This is a genomic window from Lentzea sp. NPDC051213, from assembly GCF_044455585.1.
Classification (GTDB): Bacteria; Actinomycetota; Actinomycetes; order Mycobacteriales; family Pseudonocardiaceae; genus Lentzea.
Map to the genome: position 1 here is coordinate 96,952 of NZ_JBITEX010000015.1, position 23,902 is coordinate 120,853.

General features: G+C 68.6%; 25 protein-coding genes. 16 read left to right on the forward strand and 9 right to left on the reverse strand.

Going from position 1 to position 23,902, the window contains the following annotated elements; translation table 11 throughout:
- The first annotated feature begins 201 nt into the window (after positions 1–201).
- Entirely contained in the window at positions 202–1,152 is a 951-nt protein-coding gene (locus tag ACIA8G_RS43030; RefSeq protein WP_396424609.1) for a LysR family transcriptional regulator, read from the forward strand.
- A 159-nt stretch (positions 1,153–1,311) separates the two neighbouring features.
- On the opposite strand, the gene ACIA8G_RS43035 is transcribed toward ACIA8G_RS43030, so the two are convergent.
- Positions 1,312–2,070 (reverse strand): SDR family oxidoreductase, encoded by a 759-nt coding sequence (locus tag ACIA8G_RS43035; RefSeq protein WP_396424610.1) that lies wholly within the window; start codon positions 2,068–2,070, stop codon positions 1,312–1,314.
- A 74-nt stretch (positions 2,071–2,144) separates the two neighbouring features.
- On the opposite strand from ACIA8G_RS43035, the gene ACIA8G_RS43040 reads away from it, so the two are divergent.
- From ACIA8G_RS43040 to ACIA8G_RS43090, 11 genes are all read left to right on the forward strand, one after another.
- Complete coding sequence (locus ACIA8G_RS43040) at positions 2,145–2,489, forward strand: winged helix-turn-helix transcriptional regulator (protein ID WP_396424611.1); 345 nt, start codon at positions 2,145–2,147, stop codon at positions 2,487–2,489.
- A gap of 355 nt (positions 2,490–2,844) precedes the next feature.
- Complete coding sequence (locus tag ACIA8G_RS43045; RefSeq protein ID WP_396424612.1) at positions 2,845–3,702, forward strand: gamma-glutamylcyclotransferase; 858 nt, start codon at positions 2,845–2,847, stop codon at positions 3,700–3,702.
- A 65-nt stretch (positions 3,703–3,767) separates the two neighbouring features.
- Entirely contained in the window at positions 3,768–4,343 is a 576-nt protein-coding gene (locus tag ACIA8G_RS43050; RefSeq protein WP_396424613.1) for a DUF4232 domain-containing protein, read from the forward strand.
- Entirely contained in the window at positions 4,344–4,820 is a 477-nt protein-coding gene (locus ACIA8G_RS43055) for an alpha/beta hydrolase (RefSeq protein ID WP_396424615.1), read from the forward strand.
- 13 nt (positions 4,821–4,833) lie between these two features.
- Positions 4,834–5,259, forward strand: a complete 426-nt coding sequence (locus tag ACIA8G_RS43060) for a hypothetical protein (RefSeq protein ID WP_396424616.1) — start codon at positions 4,834–4,836, stop codon at positions 5,257–5,259.
- Positions 5,260–5,499: 240 nt separating this feature from the next.
- Entirely contained in the window at positions 5,500–5,760 is a 261-nt protein-coding gene (locus ACIA8G_RS43065) for a hypothetical protein (RefSeq protein ID WP_030467713.1), read from the forward strand.
- On the forward strand, positions 5,760–6,011 hold the full coding sequence (locus ACIA8G_RS43070) for a hypothetical protein (protein WP_396424617.1): 252 nt from the start codon (positions 5,760–5,762) through the stop codon (positions 6,009–6,011). The genes ACIA8G_RS43065 and ACIA8G_RS43070 overlap by 1 nt, the downstream gene beginning before the upstream one ends.
- The gene (locus ACIA8G_RS43075) at positions 6,011–8,830 is read left to right on the forward strand and encodes an FtsK/SpoIIIE domain-containing protein (RefSeq protein ID WP_396424618.1); all 2,820 of its coding nucleotides are present in this window, start codon (positions 6,011–6,013) and stop codon (positions 8,828–8,830) included. The genes ACIA8G_RS43070 and ACIA8G_RS43075 overlap by 1 nt, the downstream gene beginning before the upstream one ends.
- A complete protein-coding gene (locus ACIA8G_RS43080) occupies positions 8,827–9,267 on the forward strand; it encodes a hypothetical protein (RefSeq protein WP_396424619.1) in 441 nt (146 codons plus the stop codon). The genes ACIA8G_RS43075 and ACIA8G_RS43080 overlap by 4 nt, the downstream gene beginning before the upstream one ends.
- On the forward strand, positions 9,268–9,981 hold the full coding sequence (locus tag ACIA8G_RS43085) for a GNAT family N-acetyltransferase (RefSeq protein WP_396424620.1): 714 nt from the start codon (positions 9,268–9,270) through the stop codon (positions 9,979–9,981).
- Positions 9,982–10,064: 83 nt separating this feature from the next.
- Entirely contained in the window at positions 10,065–11,078 is a 1,014-nt protein-coding gene (locus ACIA8G_RS43090) for an NADP-dependent oxidoreductase (protein ID WP_396424621.1), read from the forward strand.
- Positions 11,079–11,170: 92 nt separating this feature from the next.
- Here the strand turns inward: ACIA8G_RS43090 and ACIA8G_RS43095 are convergent, their stop codons facing one another.
- Positions 11,171–12,715, reverse strand: coding sequence for an FAD-binding oxidoreductase (locus ACIA8G_RS43095; RefSeq protein WP_396424622.1), 1,545 nt, complete (start codon positions 12,713–12,715; stop codon positions 11,171–11,173).
- Positions 12,716–12,731: 16 nt separating this feature from the next.
- On the opposite strand from ACIA8G_RS43095, the gene ACIA8G_RS43100 reads away from it, so the two are divergent.
- Complete coding sequence (locus ACIA8G_RS43100; protein ID WP_396424623.1) at positions 12,732–13,307, forward strand: TetR/AcrR family transcriptional regulator; 576 nt, start codon at positions 12,732–12,734, stop codon at positions 13,305–13,307.
- Positions 13,304–14,689, forward strand: coding sequence for a glycerol-3-phosphate dehydrogenase/oxidase (locus tag ACIA8G_RS43105; RefSeq protein ID WP_396424624.1), 1,386 nt, complete (start codon positions 13,304–13,306; stop codon positions 14,687–14,689). Before ACIA8G_RS43100 ends, ACIA8G_RS43105 begins: the two co-directional genes overlap by 4 nt.
- Positions 14,690–14,767: 78 nt before the next feature.
- Here ACIA8G_RS43105 and ACIA8G_RS43110 read toward each other — a convergent pair whose 3' ends face one another.
- Genes ACIA8G_RS43110 through ACIA8G_RS43120 form a run of 3 tightly spaced genes read right to left on the reverse strand, consistent with a single transcriptional unit; the run spans position 14,768 to position 17,306 of the window.
- Positions 14,768–16,528, reverse strand: a complete 1,761-nt coding sequence (locus ACIA8G_RS43110) for a WXG100 family type VII secretion target (protein WP_396424625.1) — start codon at positions 16,526–16,528, stop codon at positions 14,768–14,770.
- Positions 16,525–16,833 carry a type VII secretion target gene (locus tag ACIA8G_RS43115; protein ID WP_396424626.1) on the reverse strand — a complete coding sequence of 103 codons (309 nt, stop codon included), beginning with the start codon at positions 16,831–16,833 and terminating at the stop codon, positions 16,525–16,527. Before ACIA8G_RS43115 ends, ACIA8G_RS43110 begins: the two co-directional genes overlap by 4 nt.
- A 20-nt stretch (positions 16,834–16,853) precedes the next feature.
- On the reverse strand, positions 16,854–17,306 hold the full coding sequence (locus ACIA8G_RS43120) for a YbaB/EbfC family nucleoid-associated protein (protein WP_396424627.1): 453 nt from the start codon (positions 17,304–17,306) through the stop codon (positions 16,854–16,856).
- 129 nt (positions 17,307–17,435) lie between these two features.
- On the opposite strand from ACIA8G_RS43120, the gene ACIA8G_RS43125 reads away from it, so the two are divergent.
- Together ACIA8G_RS43125 and ACIA8G_RS43130 are read left to right on the forward strand one after the other, a co-directional pair.
- Positions 17,436–18,344: an ABC transporter ATP-binding protein gene (locus tag ACIA8G_RS43125; RefSeq protein WP_396424628.1), complete on the forward strand. Its 909-nt coding sequence runs from the start codon at positions 17,436–17,438 to the stop codon at positions 18,342–18,344.
- Positions 18,341–19,522: an ABC transporter permease gene (locus tag ACIA8G_RS43130; RefSeq protein WP_396424629.1), complete on the forward strand. Its 1,182-nt coding sequence runs from the start codon at positions 18,341–18,343 to the stop codon at positions 19,520–19,522. The genes ACIA8G_RS43125 and ACIA8G_RS43130 overlap by 4 nt, the downstream gene beginning before the upstream one ends.
- Here the strand turns inward: ACIA8G_RS43130 and ACIA8G_RS43135 are convergent.
- The 4 genes from ACIA8G_RS43135 to ACIA8G_RS43150 form a co-directional block, all read right to left on the reverse strand.
- On the reverse strand, positions 19,512–20,747 hold the full coding sequence (locus ACIA8G_RS43135) for a cryptochrome/photolyase family protein (protein WP_396424630.1): 1,236 nt from the start codon (positions 20,745–20,747) through the stop codon (positions 19,512–19,514). The genes ACIA8G_RS43130 and ACIA8G_RS43135 overlap by 11 nt on opposite strands.
- A gap of 67 nt (positions 20,748–20,814) precedes the next feature.
- The gene (locus ACIA8G_RS43140) at positions 20,815–22,128 is read right to left on the reverse strand and encodes a citrate synthase (protein WP_396424631.1); all 1,314 of its coding nucleotides are present in this window, start codon (positions 22,126–22,128) and stop codon (positions 20,815–20,817) included.
- Between the two features lie 219 nt (positions 22,129–22,347).
- Complete coding sequence (locus ACIA8G_RS43145) at positions 22,348–23,280, reverse strand: carbohydrate kinase (protein WP_396424632.1); 933 nt, start codon at positions 23,278–23,280, stop codon at positions 22,348–22,350.
- Between the two features lie 6 nt (positions 23,281–23,286).
- Positions 23,287–23,877, reverse strand: a complete 591-nt coding sequence (locus tag ACIA8G_RS43150; protein WP_396424633.1) for a TetR/AcrR family transcriptional regulator — start codon at positions 23,875–23,877, stop codon at positions 23,287–23,289.
- Positions 23,878–23,902: the final 25 nt, after the last annotated feature.

The window sequence follows — 23,902 nt, forward strand, 5'->3', positions numbered from 1 at the left end:
CCGTATTTCGGTGGTCAGACGGGTGCATCGTGGTACCGGCCCCGCGTCCTCGTACTGGTTGTACGGGGACGCGGGGCCGGTGCCGCGAGGCGCCCTGCTGAGCGCCGGAAGACGCGGTGAAGGCTGGTGGTCGCGGCACTGCCACCACTATGACCCGATCGACGGGTGGCGGTGCATTCAGAAGGGGGATACAAGGTCTTTATGCCCGAGCTGGAGCTCCGCCACCTCCGCGCGGTTCGCACCATCGCCGAGGAAGGCAGCGTGACCAGGGCCGCCACGCGGCTCGGACTGACCCAACCCGCTTTGTCCGCCCAGTTGCGCACGGTCGAAAGACTGGTCGGCGGACAGCTGTTCGACCGAACGCGCAACGGTTGCGTCCCAACGGACCTGGGCCGCCGCGTGCTGGGCACGGCGAGACTCGTGCTCGACGAGATGGCTCAGCTGATGAGCACCACGAGAGAGACGGACCGGCGGGGTCCGTTGTACCTCGGGTGCATCTCGATCCTGTACTTCGCGCCGCTGGTCGAAGGGCTGCGGCAGCTCAACGCCGACGTGCGCGCGGAGGTGCGGATGTCGTCGGCGGAGATCGTGGACATGCTGGAGCAGGGCCGGGTGCACGTGGCGTTGTTCGAGTTCTTCGACGGCATGCCGTCACGCGACCTCGCCGGCATCGAACTGCGCAAGCTCGTCAGCGAACCGGCGTTCATCGCGGTGTCGGACAAGGACCCGCTGGCCGAGCAGGAGGACGTCGACCTCGCGCAGCTCGCCGAGCGCGACTGGGTCACCCCGCCCGCGCAGCAGATGGGCAACCGGATGCAGATGTTCCAGGCCTGCTCGGACGCCGGGTTCGTGCCCAGGCTGGTGCACCACACCGGCGAGTCGAACATGGCGCGCGGCCTGGTCGCGAGCGGCGCGGTGTCGTTCGCGGCGGCGCCGTCCCGCACCGGGGACGGCATCGTGATCCGCAAGCTGCGCGGCACCCCGCTGATGACGGACATCTTCGTGGCGACGCGGCGGGACTCACCGGTGGCGGGGCGGGCGCACGAGGTGTTCGCGTGCGCCGCCGACGCCTACCGCTCGGTGCTCGATCGCAATCCGGAGTACCGCAAGTGGTGGGACGCGCACCCGGAGGCGCACCCCGAGTTCACCTAGTGCCGTGGCCGTCAGCCTTTGCGCCGTATTCGGCGGTCAGACGGGTGCATCGCGGTGCCGGCCGCACGTCCTCATCCTGGTTGGCTGTGGGCGTGCGGCCGGTGCCGCGAGGCGCCCTGCTGAGCGTCGAAGACGCGGCGAAGGCTGACGGCCACGGCACTAGATCGCGATCGGGGTCGAGGGCCTGCCGATCAGCTTCTCCAGGTCGGGACGGACCTCGGCGAACACGTTGTTGCGGATCGCCACGAAGAAGTCGACCACGAACGCGGGCAGCCCGGCCGCGATCAGGTCGTCGTCGCTGACGTCGCGGAACCTGTCGCCGGCGAGCTCGGGGAACGACCAGGTGGTCGAGCCGGTGAGCTCGTAGACGGTGTTCTCGTGGCCGGCGGAGGTGAGCGCGACGGCGGCGGCGAGGGCGTAGTCGTCACGGGCGGCGCTCGCGACGCGGCCGTCCTTGGTGGAGACCGCGACCGTTTCGCCGGCGAGCGCGCCGAGGTAGTTCTCGTGGTACATGCCGTTGCGCAGGAACGTGAACGGGATGCCGGTGGCGCGGATGGCCTGCTCGGCGGCCTTGTGCACGACCGCGACGCCCACCGTCGAGGTGTCCGCGTCGGTGAGGCTCGTGTAGAAGATGTGGCCCACGCCGTGCTCGGCCGCCTTGGCGATGGCGTTGGCGTGCTGCTGGATGCGCGTGTTCGGGTCGTGCGCGTCGGCGGACACGATCAGCAGCTTGTCCACGCCGCGGAAGTCGAGGGTCTCGGGGTGGTCGAAGTCGCCCTGGCGAACTTCGACGCCCTCCACAGTGAACTTCTCCGGGCTGCGCACGGACACGATGACCTGCTCGTTCGTGCGGTCGAGGACGTAGCGGACCACTGCGCCGCCGAACTGGCCGGTTGCTCCGGTGATGAGGATCGTCATGGACCTAGGTTGCGGTTAGCGCTAACCTTTGGAAAGTACCCACTTTGAAGTTGGGTACTTACGTGGAGGTGAGCATGCAGGTCACGATGTGTCCGGAGCGGGCGATCATGGAACACGTCACAAGCCGATGGGGCGTCCTGGTGCTGCAGGCGCTGTCGAACGGCGAGGCGTGGCGGTTCAGCGAGCTGCGGCGGCAGCTGGCGATCGTGAGCGAGAAGATGCTCACCCAGACACTGCGGACGCTGGAGCGCGACGGCTTCGTGCACCGCGAGGTGAAGCCGGTCATCCCGCCGCACGTCGAGTACACGCTGACCCCCCTCGGCAAGGGTGCGGCCGGACACCTCGTGGCACTCGCTTCCTGGATCGAAGCGAACTCCCAAGAGGTCGCCCAGGCGCAGCAAAGCTATGACGCGCCCTGAGGAACACCGGAGTGTCGACAGATAGACATCGGGTTACTCACTCGAATGCGCAGTGAACGTTCTCACTAAACCACTAGAAACAAGGGTCAAACATCGGATAGGTCACGATTAGGGGGCGCGGTCCAGCCGTCTCGACTGGCACAATGGACCAATGGCCCAACCGTTCACCGACGAAAGCCATCCGGCAGAGCCCTATCCGGGCACTCGTCCAGACCACTGTTTCGTGCACGTCGACGAAACGGGCTGGCCAGTACGACCGGACCTCACGATGGAGTCGGGATGGCGCGTTGAGCCGGAAAACCTCGATCTAGACCAATGGCTCGCAAACCACGGTGAGCTCCCGCTGTCGGCCCGAATGCCGGTGCTCGGCTACGGCTCGAACGCCAACCCCAGCAAGGTCACCTGGCTCCGCGAGGAGCTCGGTCTCGAAGGCCCCGCGGTCGTGCTGCGCGCACGGTGCGAGGGCTTTTCTGCTGTCTGGGCCGACGGCACACGAGCCCGTGACGGCCAGCGCCCCGCGACCCTGGCGGCCGCGCCCGGCGTCGTCGAGGAGCACTCCGTCTGGTTCGCCACGCCTGAGCAGCTGCGCGTGCTGGACCGCTGTGAGGGCCGCGGACTGCGCTACCGCCTCGTACGCCTGCACACGGGCCGTGTGGTGCTCTACAACGGCGGTGTCATCGACTCCGTCCTCGCCTACACCGCAGGCTCCAAGAAGCGGATGCCCACGCTCGTGAACGGCCGTATGGTCCGTTGCGCGGACGTCTCGCAGGGACACGCCGCCATGCTCCGCGGGAGGCCTGCGTTGACGGACGGACTGGAACTGACCGAGGTGCACGGCGCCCCGTCCGCCGACGACTGGCCCGAGCTGCTGTTCGTCTACGGCACGCTCCAGCCGGGCGCAAGCGCTTGGCACCTGATGGAGCCGCACGTCGTCGACTCCGAGGAGACCCGCCTGCCCGGCACGTTGCTCGACACCGGCCTGGGCTACCCGGCGCTGCGCCCCGGCGCCGGCCTGGGCGTGCCCGGCTTCGTGCTGCGGCTGAGGTCGCCGGAGGACGCGCTGCCGTTGCTCGACGAGTACGAGGGCGAGGACTACCGCCGCGTGCGCGTGGTGCTGCCGGACGGGCGGATCGCCTGGACGTATCTGTGGACGGCGGCGGTCAAGGGCATGTCCGTGCTGCCCGACGGGTGGGACATCCACCACATCCGGTGAATTACCGGCAGGTTGTGTGGCCGAGTTCGTGAGTGGGCACATCCTCACTGGTAGGAGGTGCACCCATGACTCGACGGTTGATCGCTTGCGCACTGCTGGTGCTGGCCACCGGATCGGCCTGCGGGACGAGAACCGCGGACAACGGGTCCCAGACGCTGCCGACGTCCACGCCGTCGACCGCCACGTCCACCTCCTCCCCCGTCGACGGGGCGGCGGCTCCCGGGGTCAAGCGCTGCAACGCCACCGCGTTGAAGGGGCAGGTCGACCCGACGGACGCCGGCGCGGGCAACAGGTACGGCAAGTTCGTCGTCACCAACGCCGGCACGATGCCGTGCACGCTCAACGGCTACAGCGGTTTCCAGCTGGAGAACGCCTCCGGCACGCTGCCGACCAAGCTGGAGCGCAAGTCCGATCCCGGCCCCAAGGCGCTCACGCTCGCGCCGGGTGGCAAGGCCGCCGCGAACCTGCACTGGGGTGTCGTGCCGTCGGGCAGTGAGCCGGTGGAGGGTCCGTGCCAGCCGGAGCCGTCGAAGGCCGCGGCCATCCCGCCGGACGAGACGGCGCCGCTGACCGTGCCGTGGACGCTCGGCCCCGTGTGTTCGGGTGGCCGCATCGAGATCAGCGCGTTCTACGCTTCCTAGATGGACGCACCTGGATGGCTCGCCGTGTTGCCGCACGGCGAGCGCATCGCCCTGTCACTGCGCACGGCCGGGGTTCCGGTCGCGGTGACCGAGAACATCGCCGCCGCGGTGGAAGCCTCCGATCGCCCGGTCGTCCTGATTGGACACTTCACCGGCGCTCCCGCCGCGGTTCGGTACGCCCAAACGCATTCCGGGATCGCCGCGCTGGCGTTGGTGTCACCAGTGCTGGGCATGTGGGACGGCGCGTCCAACGAGCTGGCCGACCTGATGGACGAGGTCAACTTCGGGGCGCCGCTGGGGCCGTTGCCGACGTTGTGGCTGCACGGGTCGGACGACGAGATCGTGCCGATCTCGGACACGCGGGCGGGCACGGACCGGATCCGCGGGTCCGCGTTCGAGGAGCACATCGTGAACGGGTTGCTGAGCGACGGTGAAGCCGTCACACGGGTGCTGGAGTTCGTGCGCCGGGTCGTCTGACACCATTTTGGATATGGACGACCTCGTGCTCCTGATCACCGTGGTGGTCGAGGCAGCGGACGAGCAACAGGCGCGTGACGCGTGCGACGCGCTCATCAGCCGCACCGATGCGCAGGTCGTGGACGCCCGTGACTGCTCCGACGAGGAGCCGGGGTGCTGGGCCGTGGTCCTCACCCGGCCGAGCGCGGAGAAGGCCACTCACAACGTGTCGGCGGCGCTCGCACGGGCGGTGCGCACCTTCGTGCGCGGGCTGGCCGACGGATTTCCGACGCCGCGGGTGGCGTGTGCGCCGCCGACGGCGTGGACGGTGCTGGACGATCCCGAGCTGATCAACAGTCTCGTTCCGGGTGCGGAGCGAGTTCTGGTCGAGGCCTGGGCAGGAGATGACCCGTTTGGTGCAGGCACTGCGCGTGACAACTCACCCATCAAGACGTCTTAATTCACCCGGCCGGTCGGTAGGTCGACACAACGGGCTGTAGGCGGCCTTGTGACAGTTACTACAGAGGTGGGCAAGGGGCCAGCAGCGCGCTCAACTGATCATTAAAGCAAGGCCCGTTCGAGTGGATTCAGGCATCCACCCGGTTAGCCGATCTTCGCTCTCAACTGTGAAAATCTGGGCACAATCTCTACTTAGGGTGGTCGTCAGACCATCTGTGTTCCGGAGGGTTCGGGAGCCGACATGGCCAGCATCGAAGAGGTCCGTGCCGCAATTGCCCAGGCGATCGACAAGGCGAGCCAAAGCCAGTCGGCCCTCCAGCAGGCGGCTGAGCTCGCCGAGGACGCGCAGCAGCTGCTGACATCAGTCACGCAGGGCAGCGTGCAGGCGGACGTCGAGACGACGAACGCCCAGTTCGCCCAGGTCGTGTCCGGCGTGAGCGAGCTGCAGAACTACCTCGGCGCCGGCATATCCGGGGCCGAGGGCATCAACAGCAGGCTTTGATGGCGTCCATCGGCGAGGTCCGTGCCGCGCTCGAGCAGGCGAGCGAGATCCTGCGTGAGGCGTACCGGAGTGTGCGCAGCGCCCAGGCGAGCCTCGACGAGGCCGTGGCGGCGCTGGTCGAGTCGAGCGAGAACCACCACGAGTCGCTGCTTCCACCGGAGTTCGTGCGCGCGAAGGAAAGATTCCCCGACCAGCTGGAACTGATGGTCGGGACTCTGGAGCGCATCCAACGACTCACCGTGGAGCTGTGATGAGCAGGCGGGACGAGCGGCGACGAAGGATCGAAGAGGCCTTCACGGAGTTCCAGCGCGCCGTCGCGGCCGCGCTGGGCTCTGTGGCGCGCGAGCACCGGGCGCTCGCCACCGAGCACGCGAAGGACATGTTCGAGTTCACCGTGCGCGGCATGGGCGTCGACAAGGCCGTGCAGGACGTCGCGCTCGCCCAGGTGACCTCGTTCCTGACGGTGGACGAGAAGCGCGAGAAGCAACCGCGCCAGGCGCCGCTGTCGATGAAGGAGTTCGACGAGCGGCTCGCCCAGATCAAGCACGACTGGCAGCAGTCGTACCACGAGTGGACGGCCGGTGGCCCCGACCAGCTGACCGCGCTGGTGAACTCGGTCGCCGCCGGACCGGCGTCGTGGCCGCACGAGTCGTGGCTCGGCACGCCGGGCACGCACGACGGCAGCGAGGGCGTGCCGGAGCTGTGGCGGATCGGCACGGGGGTGGTGACGTCCGCGCCGGAGGCCCAGCCGTTCCCGGTGGCGGTGCCGCTGCTCGACCAGGCGCACCTGCACGTCTCGTCCACTTCGGACAGCCGCCAGCTGGCGGACACCCTGGTGGAGAACCTGTTGCTGCGGGTGCTCTCGCACTTCCAGCCGGGGCTCGTGCACGTCCACGTGTGGGACGTCGGGCAGCTGACCGGGTCGTTGCCGGGCCTGTATCCGTTGACGCGCGCGAACCTGCTGACGGTGCACGATCCGGCGCGGCTGCACGAGCTGCTGGACGAGCTGTCCGAGCACATCCGGCAGGTGCACACGAAGGTCCTGGTGGACGGCCACCTGACCGTACGTTCGGTCAGCGGGGAAGGCCGGCGCACCGAGCCGTGGCGGATCGCCGTGCTGTTCGGCAACCGCAAGGCGTTGAAGGAAGAACACCAGCAGCAGCTGCAACGCGTGGCGCGCAACGGTTTGGCGTGCGGCGTGCAGCTGTTCATCGTGGACATCCCGATCACGGTCAACTCGCCGGTGGAGACGGTGTCGTTGCGCGGCGACGGCACGGCGTTCTGCACGATGACCGGCAAGCACGTGATGGTGACGCTGGATCCCGCGCTCCCGAGCACGATGGTGACGCGGGCGTGTGCCGCCATCGCGGAGAAGCGCGAGGAACGGCGCTCGCGCATGGGCACGTTCGACGATCTGCTGCCCGAACGGCCGTGGACGGAGAACTCGGCGGCCGGAGTCGTTGCGCCCGTTGGTTTTGACGATGGCGAGCCGGTCTGCGTACAGCTCGGCGACACCTCGCCGCACGCGTTGATCGGCGGGCCTTCGGGTTCCGGCAAGACGAACTTCCTGTACGCGATGCTGGGTTCGTTGTGCGCGCGATACTCCCCTGACGAACTCGAGCTGTACCTGCTGGACTTCAAGGAGGGCGTGTCGTTCGCGCAGTTCGCGCCGGGCCGCAAGGACCCGTCGTGGCTGCCGCACGCGCGCCTGGTCGGCGTGAACGTCAACACCGACCGCGAGTTCGGTGTGGCGCTGCTGAGATTCCTGGCCGACGAGATGCGCCGGCGCGCGGACGCGGCCAAGCAGCACGAGGTCACCAAGCTCGAACACCTGCGGGTGGAGGATCCCTCCGGCCGCTGGCCGCGGATCGTCGCCGTGATCGACGAGTTCCAGTACCTGTTCGGTGAGCGCGACCAGGTGACCGCCGCCGCGACCCAGCTGCTGGAGGACGTGGCGCGGCGCGGCCGTTCGCAGGGCATCCACCTGGTGCTGTCGTCGCAGGACGTCTCGGGCATCGAGGGGTTCTGGGGCAAGTCGGCGATCTTCGAGCAGTTCACCGTCCGGATCGCGCTGCCCAAGGCGCGCCGGGTCCTGGCGGAGCCCGCGAACGACGCCGCCGTGGAGCTGCCGCGCTGGCACGCCGTGATCAACCACGAGTCGGGTGTGAAGCCGGGCAACGAGATCTGCCGCATCCCGGACTCCACGTCCAAGGGCACGTTCGACTTCCTGCAGAACGAGCTGTGGCGGCGTGAACCCGGCGAGGCGCCTGGCCTCTTCGACGGCAGCAAGGTCCCGCTGCTGGACGCGCTGCCGGACTTCCTCGACCTGCGACCCGGCGACGCATCACCTACCGTGCTTCTAGGACAGGTCATCGACGTCGCGGGTTCCGCGGCACGGGTGCGGTTCGCCCGCACACCGGGTCGCAACATCGCGGTGATCGGTTCCGTGGTCCAGGACGCGGCCGCCGTGCTCGGCGGAGCGGCCGCGTCACTGGGCAGGCAGCACGAGCCGTCCGAGGCTGCGTTCTCGCTGGCCTGTCTGGTCGACGAGGCGATGCCGGCGGCGTTGCAGCTGGCGAAACGCCTGAGCGGGGACGGGCACGACGCGTCCGTGATCGGCATCGACGGCATCCGCGAGCTGCTGGACCGCACCGCGGCCCGGCTGCAGGCGATCAACACGGGCACGTCCGACACCCCGCCGTCGCCGCATTACCTGGTGCTGTACGGCGTGGACGCGGCGCACACGTTGCTGGAGCAGAAAGATGCGACGACGCGGGCGTCCAGTTTGGACAGTCTGCGCACGGTGCTCAAGCACGGCCCGGAGAACCGCACGCACGTGCTGGGCTGGTGGCGCGGCGTGCAACGGCTCAAGGCCAGTCTTCCGCCGGGTGTCTACGACGACATCGGCGCCTGGGTGGCGTTCGACGTCCAGGGCAAGGAGCTGCTGTCGCTCGGACCTGAGCAGGTGATGGCGTGGTCGCCCCGACCGCGGCGTGGCCTGTTCTTCGACCGGTTCGAGCACTCTCGACCGCAGGTGATCATCCCGTTCGACACAGGAGACCTGTCATGAACCCGATGATGACGATGTTCGAGTCGGTGCCGGCTCAGCGTCAGAGCGAGGAGGTGATCGAAGTGCCGACCTTGTCCGCGGTGGAGCGCTACAAGGAGATCATCGCCATCGCCACGGACGCGGCCGCTCGCCAGCGCAAGCTGGACGAGGTGCGCTGCGCCGAGCTCGCCGAGCGGCTCGCGTCCACCCAGGAGCAGATCGCCGAGGTGCGCGATCGCGAGCGGGTGGTCCGGATGGGGGCCGCCCTGCACTGGGAGCAGGCCGTCGAGCAGCTGTGGAACGAGCGCTGGCTGCAGATGGTCACGCCGCCGCTGCCGGACGAGACCGTGCCGAAGCGTCCTCAGGGTGAGTACAACCGGGCGATGGACCTCGCGTACCAGGCCCTCGAGGACTCGCTGGCCAAACGCACGTTGTTGCGCCGCAAGCAGAAGGACTGAGTGCGCCGGTTACGCACCACCGCTGACGTGCACGACACCTGTGCCGACCCGCTGATCCGGTGGGCGGCGCAGGCGTTGGCGTCCGGTGGCGCGGCCTGGGAACACCGGGGCGCCGTCGGCGTGCACGCGCCGTCGTTGGCCCGGCGCCGGCGTCTGGCGCTGGCCGGGCCGGCCGAGGGCGTGGCGTCGTTGCTCGCCGCACACGGGCGGGGCGTGTCGTTGCGGCCGCTGATGGAGCGGCCGCTCGCTCTTGAGGTCTCGTCGCTGATGCCTACGCCGTGGGTGGAGGACAAGCCGTTCGGGTGGATGGACCGGTCAGGTTCGTTGGACCTGCCGCCGGACGTCTCCTGGCTGTCGTCAGTGGACGATGTGCCGCCGTTGCTGCACGCGGCCAACCCCGAGTCGTGGGCCTGGCCCGGCGAGCTCGGCGTGCGGCGGTGGGCGGGCGTGCGCGATGGTTCGACGTTGGTGGCGACGGCGGCGGAGGCGTGGTCGTCCGTGGACGTCGGTTTCATGATGGGCGTGGCGGTGCACCCGACCTATGCAGGCCGTGGACTTGGTCAGCGCGTGTGCCAGTTCGTCACGTCGTCGTTGCTATCGCTCTACGGCACATGCGCCCTGTTCGTGGAGAACTACAACGCGCCAGCCATCGCCGTGTACCGCAAACTCGGCTTTGCGTACCGCGACGTCGTGACCTTGCTTCCTGCGGCGTAGGTCACATTCCGGAACAGTCATCCGGTTGCCGCGGTTGAACCGGATAACTGATCCGCAAATTCCTGGATGGAGATGGTTCGACCATGACCAGCACCGCACTCGAAGTCCGGCTCGCCTCCCGCCCCGCCGGCTGGCCGACCGAGGAGAACTTCGAGATCGCCGAGGTCGAGGTCCCGACGCCGGGCGACGGCCAGATCCTGGTGCGCAACGTGGTCATGAGCGTCGACCCGTACATGCGCGGCCGGATGAACGACGTGAAGTCGTACGTGCCGCCGTTCCAGGTCGGCCAGCCGCTCGAAGGCGGCGCGGTCGGCGAGGTCGTGGCGGTCGGTTCGGGCGTCTCCGACCTGGCCGTGGGCGACAACGTCCTGCACGGCCTGGGCTGGCGCGAGTACGCCGCCGTCGACGCCAAGCACGTGGTGAAGGTCGACGGTTCGGTGGCGCCGCTGTCCACCTACCTGGGCGTGCTGGGCATGCCCGGCCTGACCGCCTACGCGGGCCTGCTGGCCACCGCCGAGTTCAAGAAGGGCGACGCCGTCTTCGTCTCCGGTGCCGCCGGCGCCGTGGGCCAGATCGTCGGCCAGATCGCCCGCCTGAAGGGTGCCTCCCGCGTCATCGGCTCCGCCGGTTCCGCCGACAAAGTCAAGTACCTGGTCGAGGAGCTCGGCTTCGACGCCGCGTTCAACTACAAGGACGGCCCCGTCGCCGAGCAGCTGGCCGAGCTGGCGCCCGACGGCATCGACGTCTACTTCGACAACGTCGGTGGCGAGCACCTCGAGGCCGCCATCGACTCGCTGAACGTCGGCGGCCACATCACGATGTGCGGCGCCATCTCCCAGTACAACGACGCCGAGGCGCCCAAGGGTCCGCGCAACATGATCCAGATCCTCGGCAAGCGCCTGACGCTGCGCGGCATGCTGGTCGGTGACCACAAGGCCCTGCAGCAGCAGTTCGTGGCCGAGGTCGGGGCCTGGATCGCTTCTGGTGAGCTCAAGTACTCCGAGACCGTCGTCGAGGGTGGCGCTCGGCAGGCGCCGGCCGCTTTCCTGGGCATGCTGCGCGGTGACAACACCGGCAAGATGCTCGTGACCTTCTGATCTTCACGCTTGCGCAGGGGTCCCCCTCAAGGGGGCCCCTGCTTTTATTTTTCCAGACGGCACCGACAATTTTGGTCGGCGCAGGTCAGGGCTCAGATCAGCTTGCCGGGGTTGAGGATGCCGGTGGGGTCGAGCTGAGCCTTAACGGCCCGCAACACGCCAACCCCAACCGCCCCGATCTCCTTCTCCAGCCAAGGCTGATGATCGCGCCCAACCGCGTGGTGGTGCGTGATCGTGCCCAACCGCGAGATCTCCTCCGAAGCCGCGACCTTCGCCCGCTGCCACTGCCCAACCGGATCCGAGAGGTCGCGCGGCACCAGCACCGTGAAGTACAGCGAGGCCCCGGTCTCGTAGGCGTGCGAGATGTGGCACATGACCACCGGATTGCCCAGCTCCGCGGTCAAGGCCGCGCGCACCGCGTCCCGCAGCTCGGAAAGCCGGGACCAGTGCGTGGCCGTCTCCAGCGTCTCGACGCACACCCCGGCGTCCATCAGCGCGTCCCGCTGGCGCGGCCCGTTGAACCGCCCGTGCAGCCAGGTAGCGCCCATCGCGCGGCCAAGGCGCACGACCTTCTTGCCGCTCAACGCACTCATCGTCGCTGACCGCGACCGGTGCTCCCACCCGAGGATCACCAGGCAGGGCTGGCGCACGCCCCGGAACCGCAGGTACTTCTTCAGCAGATCAGCCTTCGAACCGGCCAGCTCCAGCGCGACCTCGGTCTCGTCCACATCGGACAGACGCGTGATGTCGGCCAGCACCCCGTCCTGCGCCAGATCGCGGACCAGTGCGGCGCCCGCCTCCCAGCCGTCGACCACGAAACCCTCGTAGCGAGGTCCGTAAGGCTTGGGCCGGACCCGCACGGACACCTCGGTGATCACACCGAACAGGCCCTCGCTGCCGAGCACCAGCTGCTTCAGGTCAGGCCCGGCGGCGGAGGCGGGCGCGGCGCCCACGACCCACTCGCCTACCGGGGTCGCCAGCCGCACTGACTCGACCATGTCCTCGAACCGGCCGTAGCCCGACGAGGCCTGGCCTGCGGAACGGGTGGCCGCGAAGCCGCCGATCGTGGCTCGCTCGAACGACTGCGGCACGTGTCCCAGGGTGAAGCCGTGCTCCCCCAACAGCCTTTCGGCCTCGGGAGCGGTCAGGCCCGCCTGCAGCACCGCCACCCGCGAGACCGGGTCGACGGACACCAGCGAGCCGAGGCCGGCCAGATCCAGGGCGATCACCGCCGACTTGGACCCGCGCAGTGCCTCGACACCGCCCACCACGGAGGTGCCGCCACCGAACGGCACCACGGCGATGTCGTGCTCTACGCAGACCTGGAGGATCTCGAGGACCTCGGCCGGCGACGCGGGCTGGACCACGGCGTCCGGCACCGCCACGGCGCCGTGGCCGCGGTGGCGCAGCAGGTCCAGATAGGACAGACCGCCGGCGCGAGCCAGCCGGTCCTGCGGATCCGTGCTGATGGTGCTCACCGCTTCCAACGCGGTGAACGCGTCGGCGATCAGGGCCGACTCGGGTGCTGTGAGCGGCACCTGCTCGAACGGCTCGCCCAAGCCGATTCGCTGGCTCAGCCACGCCAGCGCGTGGGGCGGCAGCGGTGTGGTTTCGGTGGTCCATCTCGCCCTGGTCACTGCTACAGTGTTACATATGACGTCTCAACGTCACACCCACGACGCGCTGCTCGACGCCACTCGTGAGTGTGTTCTCGAGGTGGGGGTGCGCCGCACGACCCTCACCGACGTGGCGAAGCGGGCCGGCGTGAGCCGGATGACGCTCTACCGGCGCTACCCCGACGTCGATCACCTGGTGCGGGCGTTGATGACCCGCGAGTTCGCCGCGTTGCTGGAGCAGGTGGAACAGGCGAGCGGGCAGGGCAACGCGCGTGAGCAGCTGGTGAACCGGGGTGTGGACGCCATCCGGTTGCTGTCGGCGAACCCGGTCATGCAGCGGGTGCTCCAGCTCGACGCCGACCTGATGCTGCCGTACCTCACCGACCGGCTCGGGAGCACGCAGCGGCTGGTCGAGCAGTTCCTCGTCGGGCAGATCGAGGCCGGGCACATCGACGGGTCGATCCGGTTCGGGGACGCCAAGACGCAGGCGCGCGTGGTGCTGCTGACCACGCAGTCGATGGTGCTCTCCACGCGGCCCGCCACGTCCGGGCTCGACTTCGCCTCACTGCTCGACGAGCTGGCCAAACAGCTGGACGGAGCGCTGCGCCCGTGAACACCTCCCTCAACGCCTCCCGCAGACAGACAGACCTCGAAGCCGCTCAGCAAGAAGTCGCCGACGTGCTCGTGATCGGCGGCGGGGTCACCGGCGCGGGTGTCGCGCTCGACGCGGCGTCGCGCGGCCTGAAGACGGTGCTGCTCGAGGCGCACGACCTGGCGTTCGGGACGTCGCGCTGGTCCAGCAAGCTCGTGCACGGCGGCCTGCGCTACCTCGCGAACGGCGAGGTGAAGCTCGCCCACGAGAGCGCGGTCGAGCGCGGCATCCTGATGACCAGGACGGCACCGCACCTCACCCGCACGCTGCCGATGCTGTTCCCGTTGCACGGCAACGCCGGCCACTTCGTCATGTCCGGCCTGCGCGCGGGCAACGCCCTGCGCATCGCCGCCGGTACGCCGAGCAACGTCCTCCCTGGACCGCGCCGGGTACCGAAACACGAGGCGCTGGCGCTGGTTCCCGGCCTGGACCCGGACCGTCTCAGCGGCGGACTCCTGAGCTACGACGGCCAGCTCGTCGACGACGCCCGACTCGTGGTCGCCCTCGCGCGTACCGCCGCCGGATACGGCGCCCGCATCATCGCGCGCGCCAAAGTCCTTGCGCTGCAAGGCGATGGCGCCGAAGCGACGGACACGCTGACCGGGACCACGTTCACCGTCCGAGCCAAGGCCGTGATCAACGCGACGGGCGTCTGGGCGGGCACGCTGGCCCCGGTGAACCTGCGGCCGTCCCGCGGCTCGCACCTGGTCGTGGACGCGAGAAACGTCGGCATCAGCGGGACCGCGCTCACGATCCCGGTTCCCGGCCAACGAAACCGCTACGCATTTCTGCTGCCCCAGGCGAACGGCCGCGCCTACCTCGGCCTCACCGACGAACCGGTCGACGAGATCCCGGACGTGCCGCAGGTGCCGGAGTCCGATGTGGACTTCTTGCTGACCACCGCTTCCGAGTTCCTGCAACGGAAACTCACCAGGGCAGACGTCATCGGCAGCTACGCCGGACTGCGTCCGCTGCTCGAAGCCGAAGGCACGACCGCGGATCTGTCGCGCCACCACGCCGTGCTCAAGGCACCCAACGGCGTGATCACGATCGTCGGCGGCAAGCTCACCACGTACCGCAGGATGGCGGCGGACGCGGTGAACGCGACGAACCTGACGCAAATCCCCTGCCGCACCAAGGACATCCGCCTCGTCAACGACCGGCCGGAGCCCACGACGCCGATCGCACCGGGCGTCACCGAGGCCGACGTCGTCCACGCGATCAGGCACGAAGGCGCGCTGGACGTGGACGACATCCTCGACCGGCGCACCCGCATCGGGCTCGTGCCGCAGGACCGCGAGAAGGCCGCACCGGAGATCGCGAAGCTCCTCGCCGCCGTGTGAAAAGGGGCGTCTGCAAGTACCCCGACCTCGTGGTTGGTGGTACTTGCAGACGCCCCTAGCGCAAGGAAGAGCGCAGGATCACTCGCCGATGACCGGCTTCGCGGCCTTGGGCGGGTCGACCAGGGCCTCGCCCTCGATCTTGACCTTCCGCTTGTGCTCGCTGTTGCCACCCTGCTGGCCACCGGCACCGGCGCCACCCATCGGGGCGCCACCCATCATGCCGCCGGCACCGCCACCAGGACCGCCACCACCGGGACCGTGCGGCGCACCACCAGCGGCCGCGGCAGCGCCGCCACCAGCAGGCATGACACCGGCCGCGCCACCGAACTGCGTCGCGGCGGTACCACCGGCACCGCCACCACCGGCCGGGCCGCCGCCGAAGGCACCGGCGGGAATGCCGCCGCCACCACCGCCGCCGCCCATGCCCTTGGGGATGCCGCCGCCTCCGCCGCCGCCCCCACCGCCACCACCGGCCGAGGCCGTGGTCTCGGAGGACGGGCGGTACCAGTCGGCGTTCGTCGTGGTCGGCGTTCCGCCGAACGACGGCGGCTTGGTCACGGGGTTGCCACCGGCAGCCGTCGTCGTGTCCGCCTCCCAGTGGCCAGGCACCCAGCGGCCGGGACCGTTGGCGCCGGTACCCGAACCGGACGGGATCGAGCCGCCGCCAGAGCCGCCGCCGGCACCGCCGCCTGGGGGACGGTGGTGATCGGCGTCGGTGTGGCCGCCACCGGGACGGTGGTGGTCGGCATCCGTGTGCCCGGGAGGCAGGTGGCCACCGCCGGCACCGCCGCCCTGCGAACCGGGCGGGGTGTAGACGGGCCGCACCTGGGGGCCAGCGCCCACGCCCGGCCCCTGGCCGTAGGGGCCCTGGTAGCCGCTCGCGTCGCCGCCCTGGTAGCCGGGACGGACGTTGGTGAGGCCGTCGCCACCGGTGTTGCGGCCGGGGCCGCCGCCGGTGGCGCCACTCGTGAACGTCCCACCGGCACCCGTGTGGGCATGGTCCTGCTGGTCGCCGCGCAGGCCGTCGAAGCCGCCGGAGGTCGGCCGGTTGACGCCACCACCGCCACCGCCCGCACCCTTGTGCGCCAGCGCGGAGATCGCGTCGATGACCTGCTCGGCGATCTTGGCGATCTGCGAGACCGACTTGATCAGGTCCATCAGCTTCTTCACGGAGCCGAGCAGCTTCTGCAGGAAGTCCGCCAGCTTCTTCGCGTACTTGACCGCGGTCGACACGATGTCCGCGATCGCGCCCGCGATGGCCGCGCCGAAGGTGAGGATCGACGCCGCCAGCCACTGGATGATCTTCATGACCATGTCGGCGACGGCCTGGCTGATCAGGTCCATGATCTGCTTGCGGACCTCGGCGACGAGCTTGCCCGCGCCCTCGACCGCCGCGGCGATGCCGTGGGTGGCCTTGGAGAGCGACTCCATGCCGCCCGCGTGCTTCTTGGCGGCCGCGCGGTAGGCGTCGGCGGCCCTGCCCTGCCACTCGCGGGTCTGCTGGACGCAGATGCGCTCGTACTCGGTCGCGATGCCCTGCACCTGCTGGCCCGCGGACCGGTAGGTCTGCGCCATCTTGGAGATGGACTCCGGGCTGCCCAGCAGCATGTCGAACGGCTCGCGCAGGAAGTCGACGTGCTGGATCGCCCAGCTGAACCCGGCGGCGAGGAAGCCGCTCAGCGGGTTCCCGGACATGCCGATCATGCCCATCGCCGTGTTGGCCATGCCGAGGCCGCCGGCGACCCAGTCGCCCCGCTCGATGGCGGAGTAGGTGTTCGAGATGTTGCTGATCAGCGCCTGCGTGTCGGCAGCCTTGGCCTGTTGCGCGGGGGCGTTCATCCCCGGCCTCCCTTGAAGCCGAACATGTTGTCGAGGTCGACCTGCTCGTACTGCTCGACCGTCTCCTTGAGCCCGGTCGCCATGTCCATCAGCGAGTTCGTGGCCTTCCCGAGCACGTCCTGCCCGAGGCCGGCCTTCTCGAGGACGAACTGGGCCAGGAAACCGCAGAAGACGCCGAAGGCCTCGGTGGTGAGCGAGCCCGGGTCGCACGTCTCGGTGGCCTTGCGCAACCGCTCGGTGAGCCGGTCCACGTTCGCGGCGTGGGTTCTCAGCTCATCGAGATCGATGTTGAACTGTTGCTGCATGCTCTAACCCCCTCCTGCACTCAGGCCATGACGTCGGGCGGGTTGGTGAAGTACTCGTCGTCGGGCCGAAGGTCCTTGCGCTCCAACTCCGACTTCGGTTCTTCCTCGTCGGTTCCGTCGCCCGCGTATCCGTTCGGCATCTGCGCCTTCACGAACTCGAGCGCGGGGCTCTCGCCGACGAAGTCGCCCATGATCTGCACGACGCGGCCGGAGGCCTCACGCTGGGCCTTGGTGGACGCGGTGAGCACTGCTGTGGCGATCTCGCTGGGGTCCATGCCACGGGCCTCCGGCTTGATCTGCAGGTCGGTCAGCACGCCTGTCGCGTTGACCGTCACCGTGATCAGGCCGTCTGGCGAGCTGGCGCTGCCACCCACACCTCCGAGCTGCTCAGTAGCCTGCTCGGCCTGTTGCTTCGCCTGCTCGATCTTCGCGCCGTACGTTGCGAGCCACTGATCGGGGTCAATGGGCTGCATGGTCACCCCCGTTGAGTGAATTGGTCGTTCGTTCGATTCGCCGTAGACGCCCGTATCGTTTCACTCGTTCCCTGCTCACCGATACTTTGAGTCCGATTACCGCCATCCGGGCTAACGAAGGGGTACACCGTGCCTGAGGGGGTGCTGGAGATCGACAGCGTCTCCAAGCGCTACGGGGAGGTCGTCGCCCTGCGGGACATGTCTTTTGACGTGCGCGCGGGCGAGCTCTTCGGATTCGTCGGCAGCAACGGCGCCGGGAAGACCACGACCATGCGAATAGCGCTGGGCGTGCTCGCGGCCGACTCCGGCGAGGTGCGGTGGAACGGAAGACCCGTCGACCTCGACACGCGCCGTCGCATCGGGTACATGCCGGAGGAACGCGGGCTCTACCCGCGGATGAAGGTCCTCGACCAGCTCGTCTACCTCGCCGAGCTGCACGGCATGAGCACCAACGACGCGCACAAGAGCGCGGAGAACTGGATCGCCCGCCTCGGCCTGCGCGACCGCCGCACGGACGAGGTGCAGCGCCTGAGCCTCGGCAACCAGCAACGCGTGCAGCTCGCCGCCGCGCTGGTGCACGAGCCGGACGTCCTGGTGCTCGACGAGCCGTTCTCCGGCCTGGACCCCGTCGCGGTGGACGTGATGAGCCACGTTCTGCGCGAGAAGGCTTCCGCCGGCGTGCCCGTCGTGTTCTCGAGCCACCAGCTCGACCTGGTGGAACGGCTGTGCGACCGGGTCGGCATCGTCAGCGCGGGCTCGATGGTCGCCTGCGGCACCGTCGACGACCTTCGCGCGGGCGGGGCGGCGACACTCGTCGTTGAGTCGCCAACGACCGACTGGGCTGCCACGCTGACAGGTGTGCGGGTGATCGAGAAGAACGGGACGCGGTGCGTCCTCGAGCTCGCCGACGGCGTGGACGACCAGCTCGTGCTGCAGGCAGCGCTCGCCGCCGGCCCCGTGCACGAGTTCTCCCGCCAGCGCCCGTCGCTCACCGAGCTCTTCCGCAACGTGGTGATCACCGAGGCGAGGAGCGCATGACGTCGACCCGAGCGGTCTCGTTGATAGCGCGGCGCGAGTTCGTCACGAAGGTGCGCACCAGGTCGTTCCTCATCGGCACCGCGGTGATCATCGCGGTGCTCGCCGGGTACGTGGTGCTGCAGTCTGTCCTGTTCGACGACCAGCAGCGCAGCGTGGTCGGCCTGAGCGGGCAGGCGACGCAGCTCGCGGAACCGTTGAAGGAGAAGGCGAAGTCGTTCGGCATCGAGGTCGAGACGCGCGACGTCACGACCACCACCGACGCCGAGAAGCTCGTCAGCGACGGCGCCCTGGACGCCCTGGTGACCGGCGCGCCACCGTCGCTGAAGATGATCGTCAAGGGCTCCGGCGACGAGGTGCTGACGACGGTGCTCAACGACGTCCTGCGCCAGCAGGTGCTCGTCGCCCAGCTCGCCGAGGCGGGCATCTCGCCGCAGCAGGTCGCGCAGAACCTGGCGAACGTCAGCGTGGCCGTCACCGCACTGGAACCCGTTGACCCACAACGAGGTCAGCGGCTCGCGATCGGGTTGATCGTGGCCGCGCTGCTGTACTACTCGCTGCTGGTCTACGGCACGATGGTGGCGCAGGGCGTGGTCGAGGAGAAGTCCAGCCGGGTGGTGGAGATCCTGCTCGCCACCGTGCGACCGTGGCAGTTGCTGCTGGGCAAGGTGATCGGGCTCGGCGCGGTCGGCCTGTTGCAGTTACTGGTGATCTCCACGGTCGGGTTGATGCTGTCGTCGTCGTTCGACGTGATAGACGTCGGCGCGCTGGGCGGCACGGCCCTGCTGACGGGCGTGCTCTGGTATCTGCTCGGATTCTTCTTGTACGCCACCGTGTTCGCGGCCGCCGCGTCACTGGTGTCCCGGCAGGAGGAACTGCAGTCGGTGCTGACGCCGATCAGCATGACGATCATCGTGGCGTTCGTGGCGGGCATCAACCTGATGATCGGCAGCCCCTCCGGCCCCACGGTCACGGTGCTGTCGCTGCTGCCACCGTTCGCCCCGATCCTGATGCCGGGCAGGATGGCGCTGGGCGTCGCACCGACCTGGCAGGTGCTGCTCGCGATCGCGCTGGCGCTGGGTGCCATCGCGGCGATCACCTGGCTCGGCGGCAAGGTCTACGCGAACGCCGTGCTGCGGACCGGTGCTCGGGTCAAGCTCCGAGAGGCGTTCAAGCTTTGAGGGCCTGGTAGCGGTCGAGCGCCACCTGACGTTCGACCGCGTGGTCCACGATCGGCTGGATCTGTGGCGAGTCCGGCGCGTACTTCCGCACGTACGCGCCGTCCGGGTCGAACTTCTTGGCCTGGGTCAACGGGTTGAACACCCGGAAGTACGGCGCGGCGTCCGTGCCACAGCCGGCGACCCACTGCCAGTTGTGCTGGTTCGACGCGATGTCGCCGTCGATCAGGTACCGCATGAAGTGCCGCGCACCCCACCACCACGGCAGGTGCAGGTCCTTGACGAGGAAGCTCGCCACGATCATGCGGACCCGGTTGTGCATGAAGCCTTCCTGCTTGAGCTGGCGCATCCCGGCGTCGACGATCGGATACCCGGTGCGGCCGTCCTTCCAGGCCTCGAACAGCTCCACGTCGTCGTCATGCGTCATCCGGTCGAACTTGCGGTCGTAGTTCTCCCGCGCGGTCTCCGGCCTGTGCCACAACACGTCCGCGTAGAACTCGCGCCACGCCAGCTCGCTGCGGAACGTCCCGTCGCACTCGGCCAGCAACGTCCTGGGGTGCAGCACGCCGAACTTCAGGAACGCCGACAGCCTGCTCGTCGCGTCCAGGTCCGGGCGGTCGCGGGTCTGGTCGTAGTCCTGGAGGCGTTCGTCGCGGAACTTCTCCCACAGCACTTGGGCGTCTGGGAGTTTCTGTTTGCTGATGGGGAGTTTCGTGCTGTGGCCCGGTTCGATCCAGTCCACAGTGGATTCCGACGTGTCGGCCGGCTTGCGCCAGCCGTGGTCCAGCCAGGCGTTGCGGAACGGTGTGAAGACCTTGAACGGCGTGCCGTCGGCCTTGCGCACGCGGCCCGGCGTGACGGCGTAGGGCGAGCCGGAGCGGACCAGCTCGATGTCCCCCAACGATTCCTCGACGGCCTCGTCGCGGCGGCGGCCGTACGGTGCGCAGTCCGCGGAGATGTGGACGCTCTCCGCGCCGATTTCCTGGGCGATGCGGGGAACGGTCTTCACCGGGTCGCCGTGGACGACCATCAGGCGGCCGCCGAGCTGTTCGTTGAGGGCGTGCAAACACCTGTGCAGGAAATCGATTCGGGGTTGGCCCGAAGGTTTCAGCAACCTGTCATCGAGCACGAACAACGCGAGCGCCCGGGGAGAGCGTTCCGCCGCGGCGAGAATCGCCGGATGATCGGATGTTCGCAAATCACGGCGGAACCAAACAACGGAGGTCACCCCCTGACGCTACAAAGCAAAAAGCGCGCCCGCAGAACGGGCGCGCCTTTCATCGAGCGGTCTGGCGTCAGCGGTTCTCCATCGCGATGAAGTCGCGCTCCGTCGGCCCGGTGTAGATCTGCCGCGGCCGGCCGATCTTGGTGGCCGGGTCGTTGATCATCTCGCGCCAGTGCGCGATCCAGCCGGGGAGCCGGCCGAGCGCGAACAGCACGGTGAAGAACTTGGTCGGGAAGCCCATCGCCCGGTAGATCAGACCCGTGTAGAAGTCCACGTTCGGGTAGAGCTTGCGGGAGATGAAGTACTCGTCGCTCAGGGCGGCCTCTTCCAGCTGCTTCGCGATGTCGAGCAGCTGGTCGTCAGCGCCGAGCTTGTTGAGGATCTCGTCGGCCGTCTTCTTGATGATCGCGGCGCGCGGGTCGTAGTTCTTGTAGACCCGGTGACCGAAGCCCATCAGGCGGACGCCGTCCTCCTTGTTCTTCACCTTGTTGACGAACGACTTCACGTCGCCGCCGTCGGCCTTGATCTTCTCGAGCATCTCCAGCACCGCGGAGTTCGCGCCGCCGTGCAGCGGGCCGAACAGGGCGTTGATGCCGGCGGAGATGGAGGCGAAGAGGTTCGCCTCGGACGAGCCGACCAGGCGCACGGTCGACGTGGAGCAGTTCTGCTCGTGGTCGGCGTGCAGGATGAACAGCAGGTCGAGCGCGCGGACCAGGTCCGGGTCGAGGTCGTAGGCCTCGGCCGGGAAGCCGAAGGTCATGCGCAGGAAGTTCTCCACCAGGCCGAGCGAGTTGTCCGGGTAGAGGAACGGCTGGCCGACCGACTTCTTGTACGCGTAGGCCGCGATGGTCGGCAGCTTCGCGAGCAGGCGGATCGTGGAGATCTCCACCTGGTTGGCGTCGAACGGCGAGAGCGAGTCCTGGTAGAAGGTCGACAGGGCCGACACCGCGGAGGACAGCACCGGCATCGGGTGCGCGTCACGCGGGAAGCCGTCGAAGAAGCGCTTGAGGTCCTCGTGCAGCAGGGTGTGCCTGCTGATCTTGGAGGAGAAGTCCTCGAGCTGGGCGGCGGTGGGCAGCTCGCCGTAGATGAGGAGGTAGCTGACCTCGATGAAGTTCGACCGCTGGGCCAGCTGCTCGATCGGGTAACCGCGGTAACGCAGGATGCCCGCGTCACCGTCGATGTAGGTGATCTCGGAGGAGCAGGAGGCCGTGTTGACGAAGCCGGTGTCCAGGGTTACCAGACCGGTGGTCGACAGCAGCTTGCCGAGTTCGATGCCGGACGCGCCTTCGGACGCCCGCACCACCTTCATCTCGAGCTCTCCGCCCTCGTGGCGCAGCGCGACGGTCTGTGGGTCGGTCGGCGCAGTCGTCGCGTCGGGCATTCAAGTCCCTCTCAACGCTCGGACGGGGTGGCGACAGCCATCGGCTGCCGTCGTCTCTGACCACCCCGTTGGGATCTGAGTCTTCAAGTTCACTCACGCTAGTCGGCGGCGTGCCCGCCTCGCAGCCGCGGTGTGAACCGATTCTGTGAGATGGGACCGGCATCACATCGGAATGCCAGGTTTCTAGCGCGCTACCTCACGGTAGTCCGTTGTTCCGATTTATCCACCCAGGGCGGCGGTGAGTTCGCTCGCAAAGGGCGGCTCGGCACCGGCACGGGAACATGTGATCGCGGCGGCGGCACCCGCGTAGGTCAATGCGCCGGTCCATTCATCGGTTGAGAGTGCACCGATCTTCTCCACGCTGAGCGCGTCGTGGTCGTGCAGCCACGCGAGCAGGGCACCTTGCACCGTGTCGCCGGCCCCGATCGTGTCGACGACATCCACCTTCACGGGCGGCACGTCGACCTGACCCGCGGGCGTGATCACCGACAGGCCGTCGCCACCCTTGGTCAGCACCACGGCGGCCGGCCCCTGTGAAATCCACGCCCGTGCGATCTCGATCACGTCGCCTTCCTCGGCGAGCCACCGCGCGTCCTCGACCGACACCTTCAGCAGGCCGACGTCCGGCAGCCACGACCGGAACCGCGCCCGGTAGGCGCCCGGATCGTCGATCAGCCCTGCCCGGATGTTGGGGTCCAGAACGGTGAGCAAGCGCTTGCTCTCGCGCCGCAGGACCTTCTCGTACACCGAGGCGCCGGGCTCCAGCACCATCGACAGCGTCCCGAACGAGACGGCCTCGGCCTCCGCCGGCAGCGGGCCGGGATCCTCGACCAGCCGGTCCGCCGTGCCGTCGACGTAGAACGAGTAGCGCGCGGAACCGTCGTCGGCGAGCCCGACGACGGCGAGGGTGGTGTTCTCCTGCCCGCGCTGGACCAGATCGGTCGCGACGTTCGACGCGTGCAGCCGCTTGATCAGCTGGTCGCCGAAGATGTCGTTCGAGACCCGCGACAGGAAGCTCGTGGGAGCGTTCAACCGCCCCAGCGCCACCGCGACGTTGTACGGCCCGCCACCCAGCTTCGGTGCGAGCGGCGCGAGGTCCTCGTCGCCCACCGGCACCATGTCGACCAGAGCCTCACCAGCAACCACGATCACAGCGTTCTACTCCTTCTGGGAGGCACCCGTCCTCTGGAGGCCATCCAACAACAATTCGCCCAGTGCGGTGAACGCCTCGGAGTCCGAAACACCCGCCCGTTTCGTGAGGACACCCGTCTGGATGCTCTCGATCAGCAACCCGGCCATCTCGGCGAAGAGCGTCGCGTGCACCTCGCGGAAGACGTGCAGCTCGACGCCGTCCTGGATGAACGCCTTGATGCGCTCGGCGGCGGCACGGGCGTTGCGCTCGTAGGTGGCACGCGTGGGCGGGAAGTCCGAGACGTCGGCGATGAACGCCGCCGAGGCCTTGTTGAGCTCCTCCGCGGCGCCCGCAAGGTAGCTGCCGATGCGTTTGCGCACGTCAGCGAGGCCTGCGATGCGTTTCTCGATGCGTTCGGCCGCACCCTTGAAGTAGCGGCCGACCACCCGCACGGCGAGCTGTTCCTTGCTGCCGGCGAGCGTGTACAGCGTCGATTTCGAGCAGTGCAGCCTGCCCGCGATGTCATCCAGGGTGAGATGACCGAAACCCTCGGTGAGGAAGAGAGCCTCCAGCCGGGTGAGCAGCTCGGCCTGCCGCTGCGTGAGAGCCCGCGTCATGTGACGACCCTGCCACATTCACTGG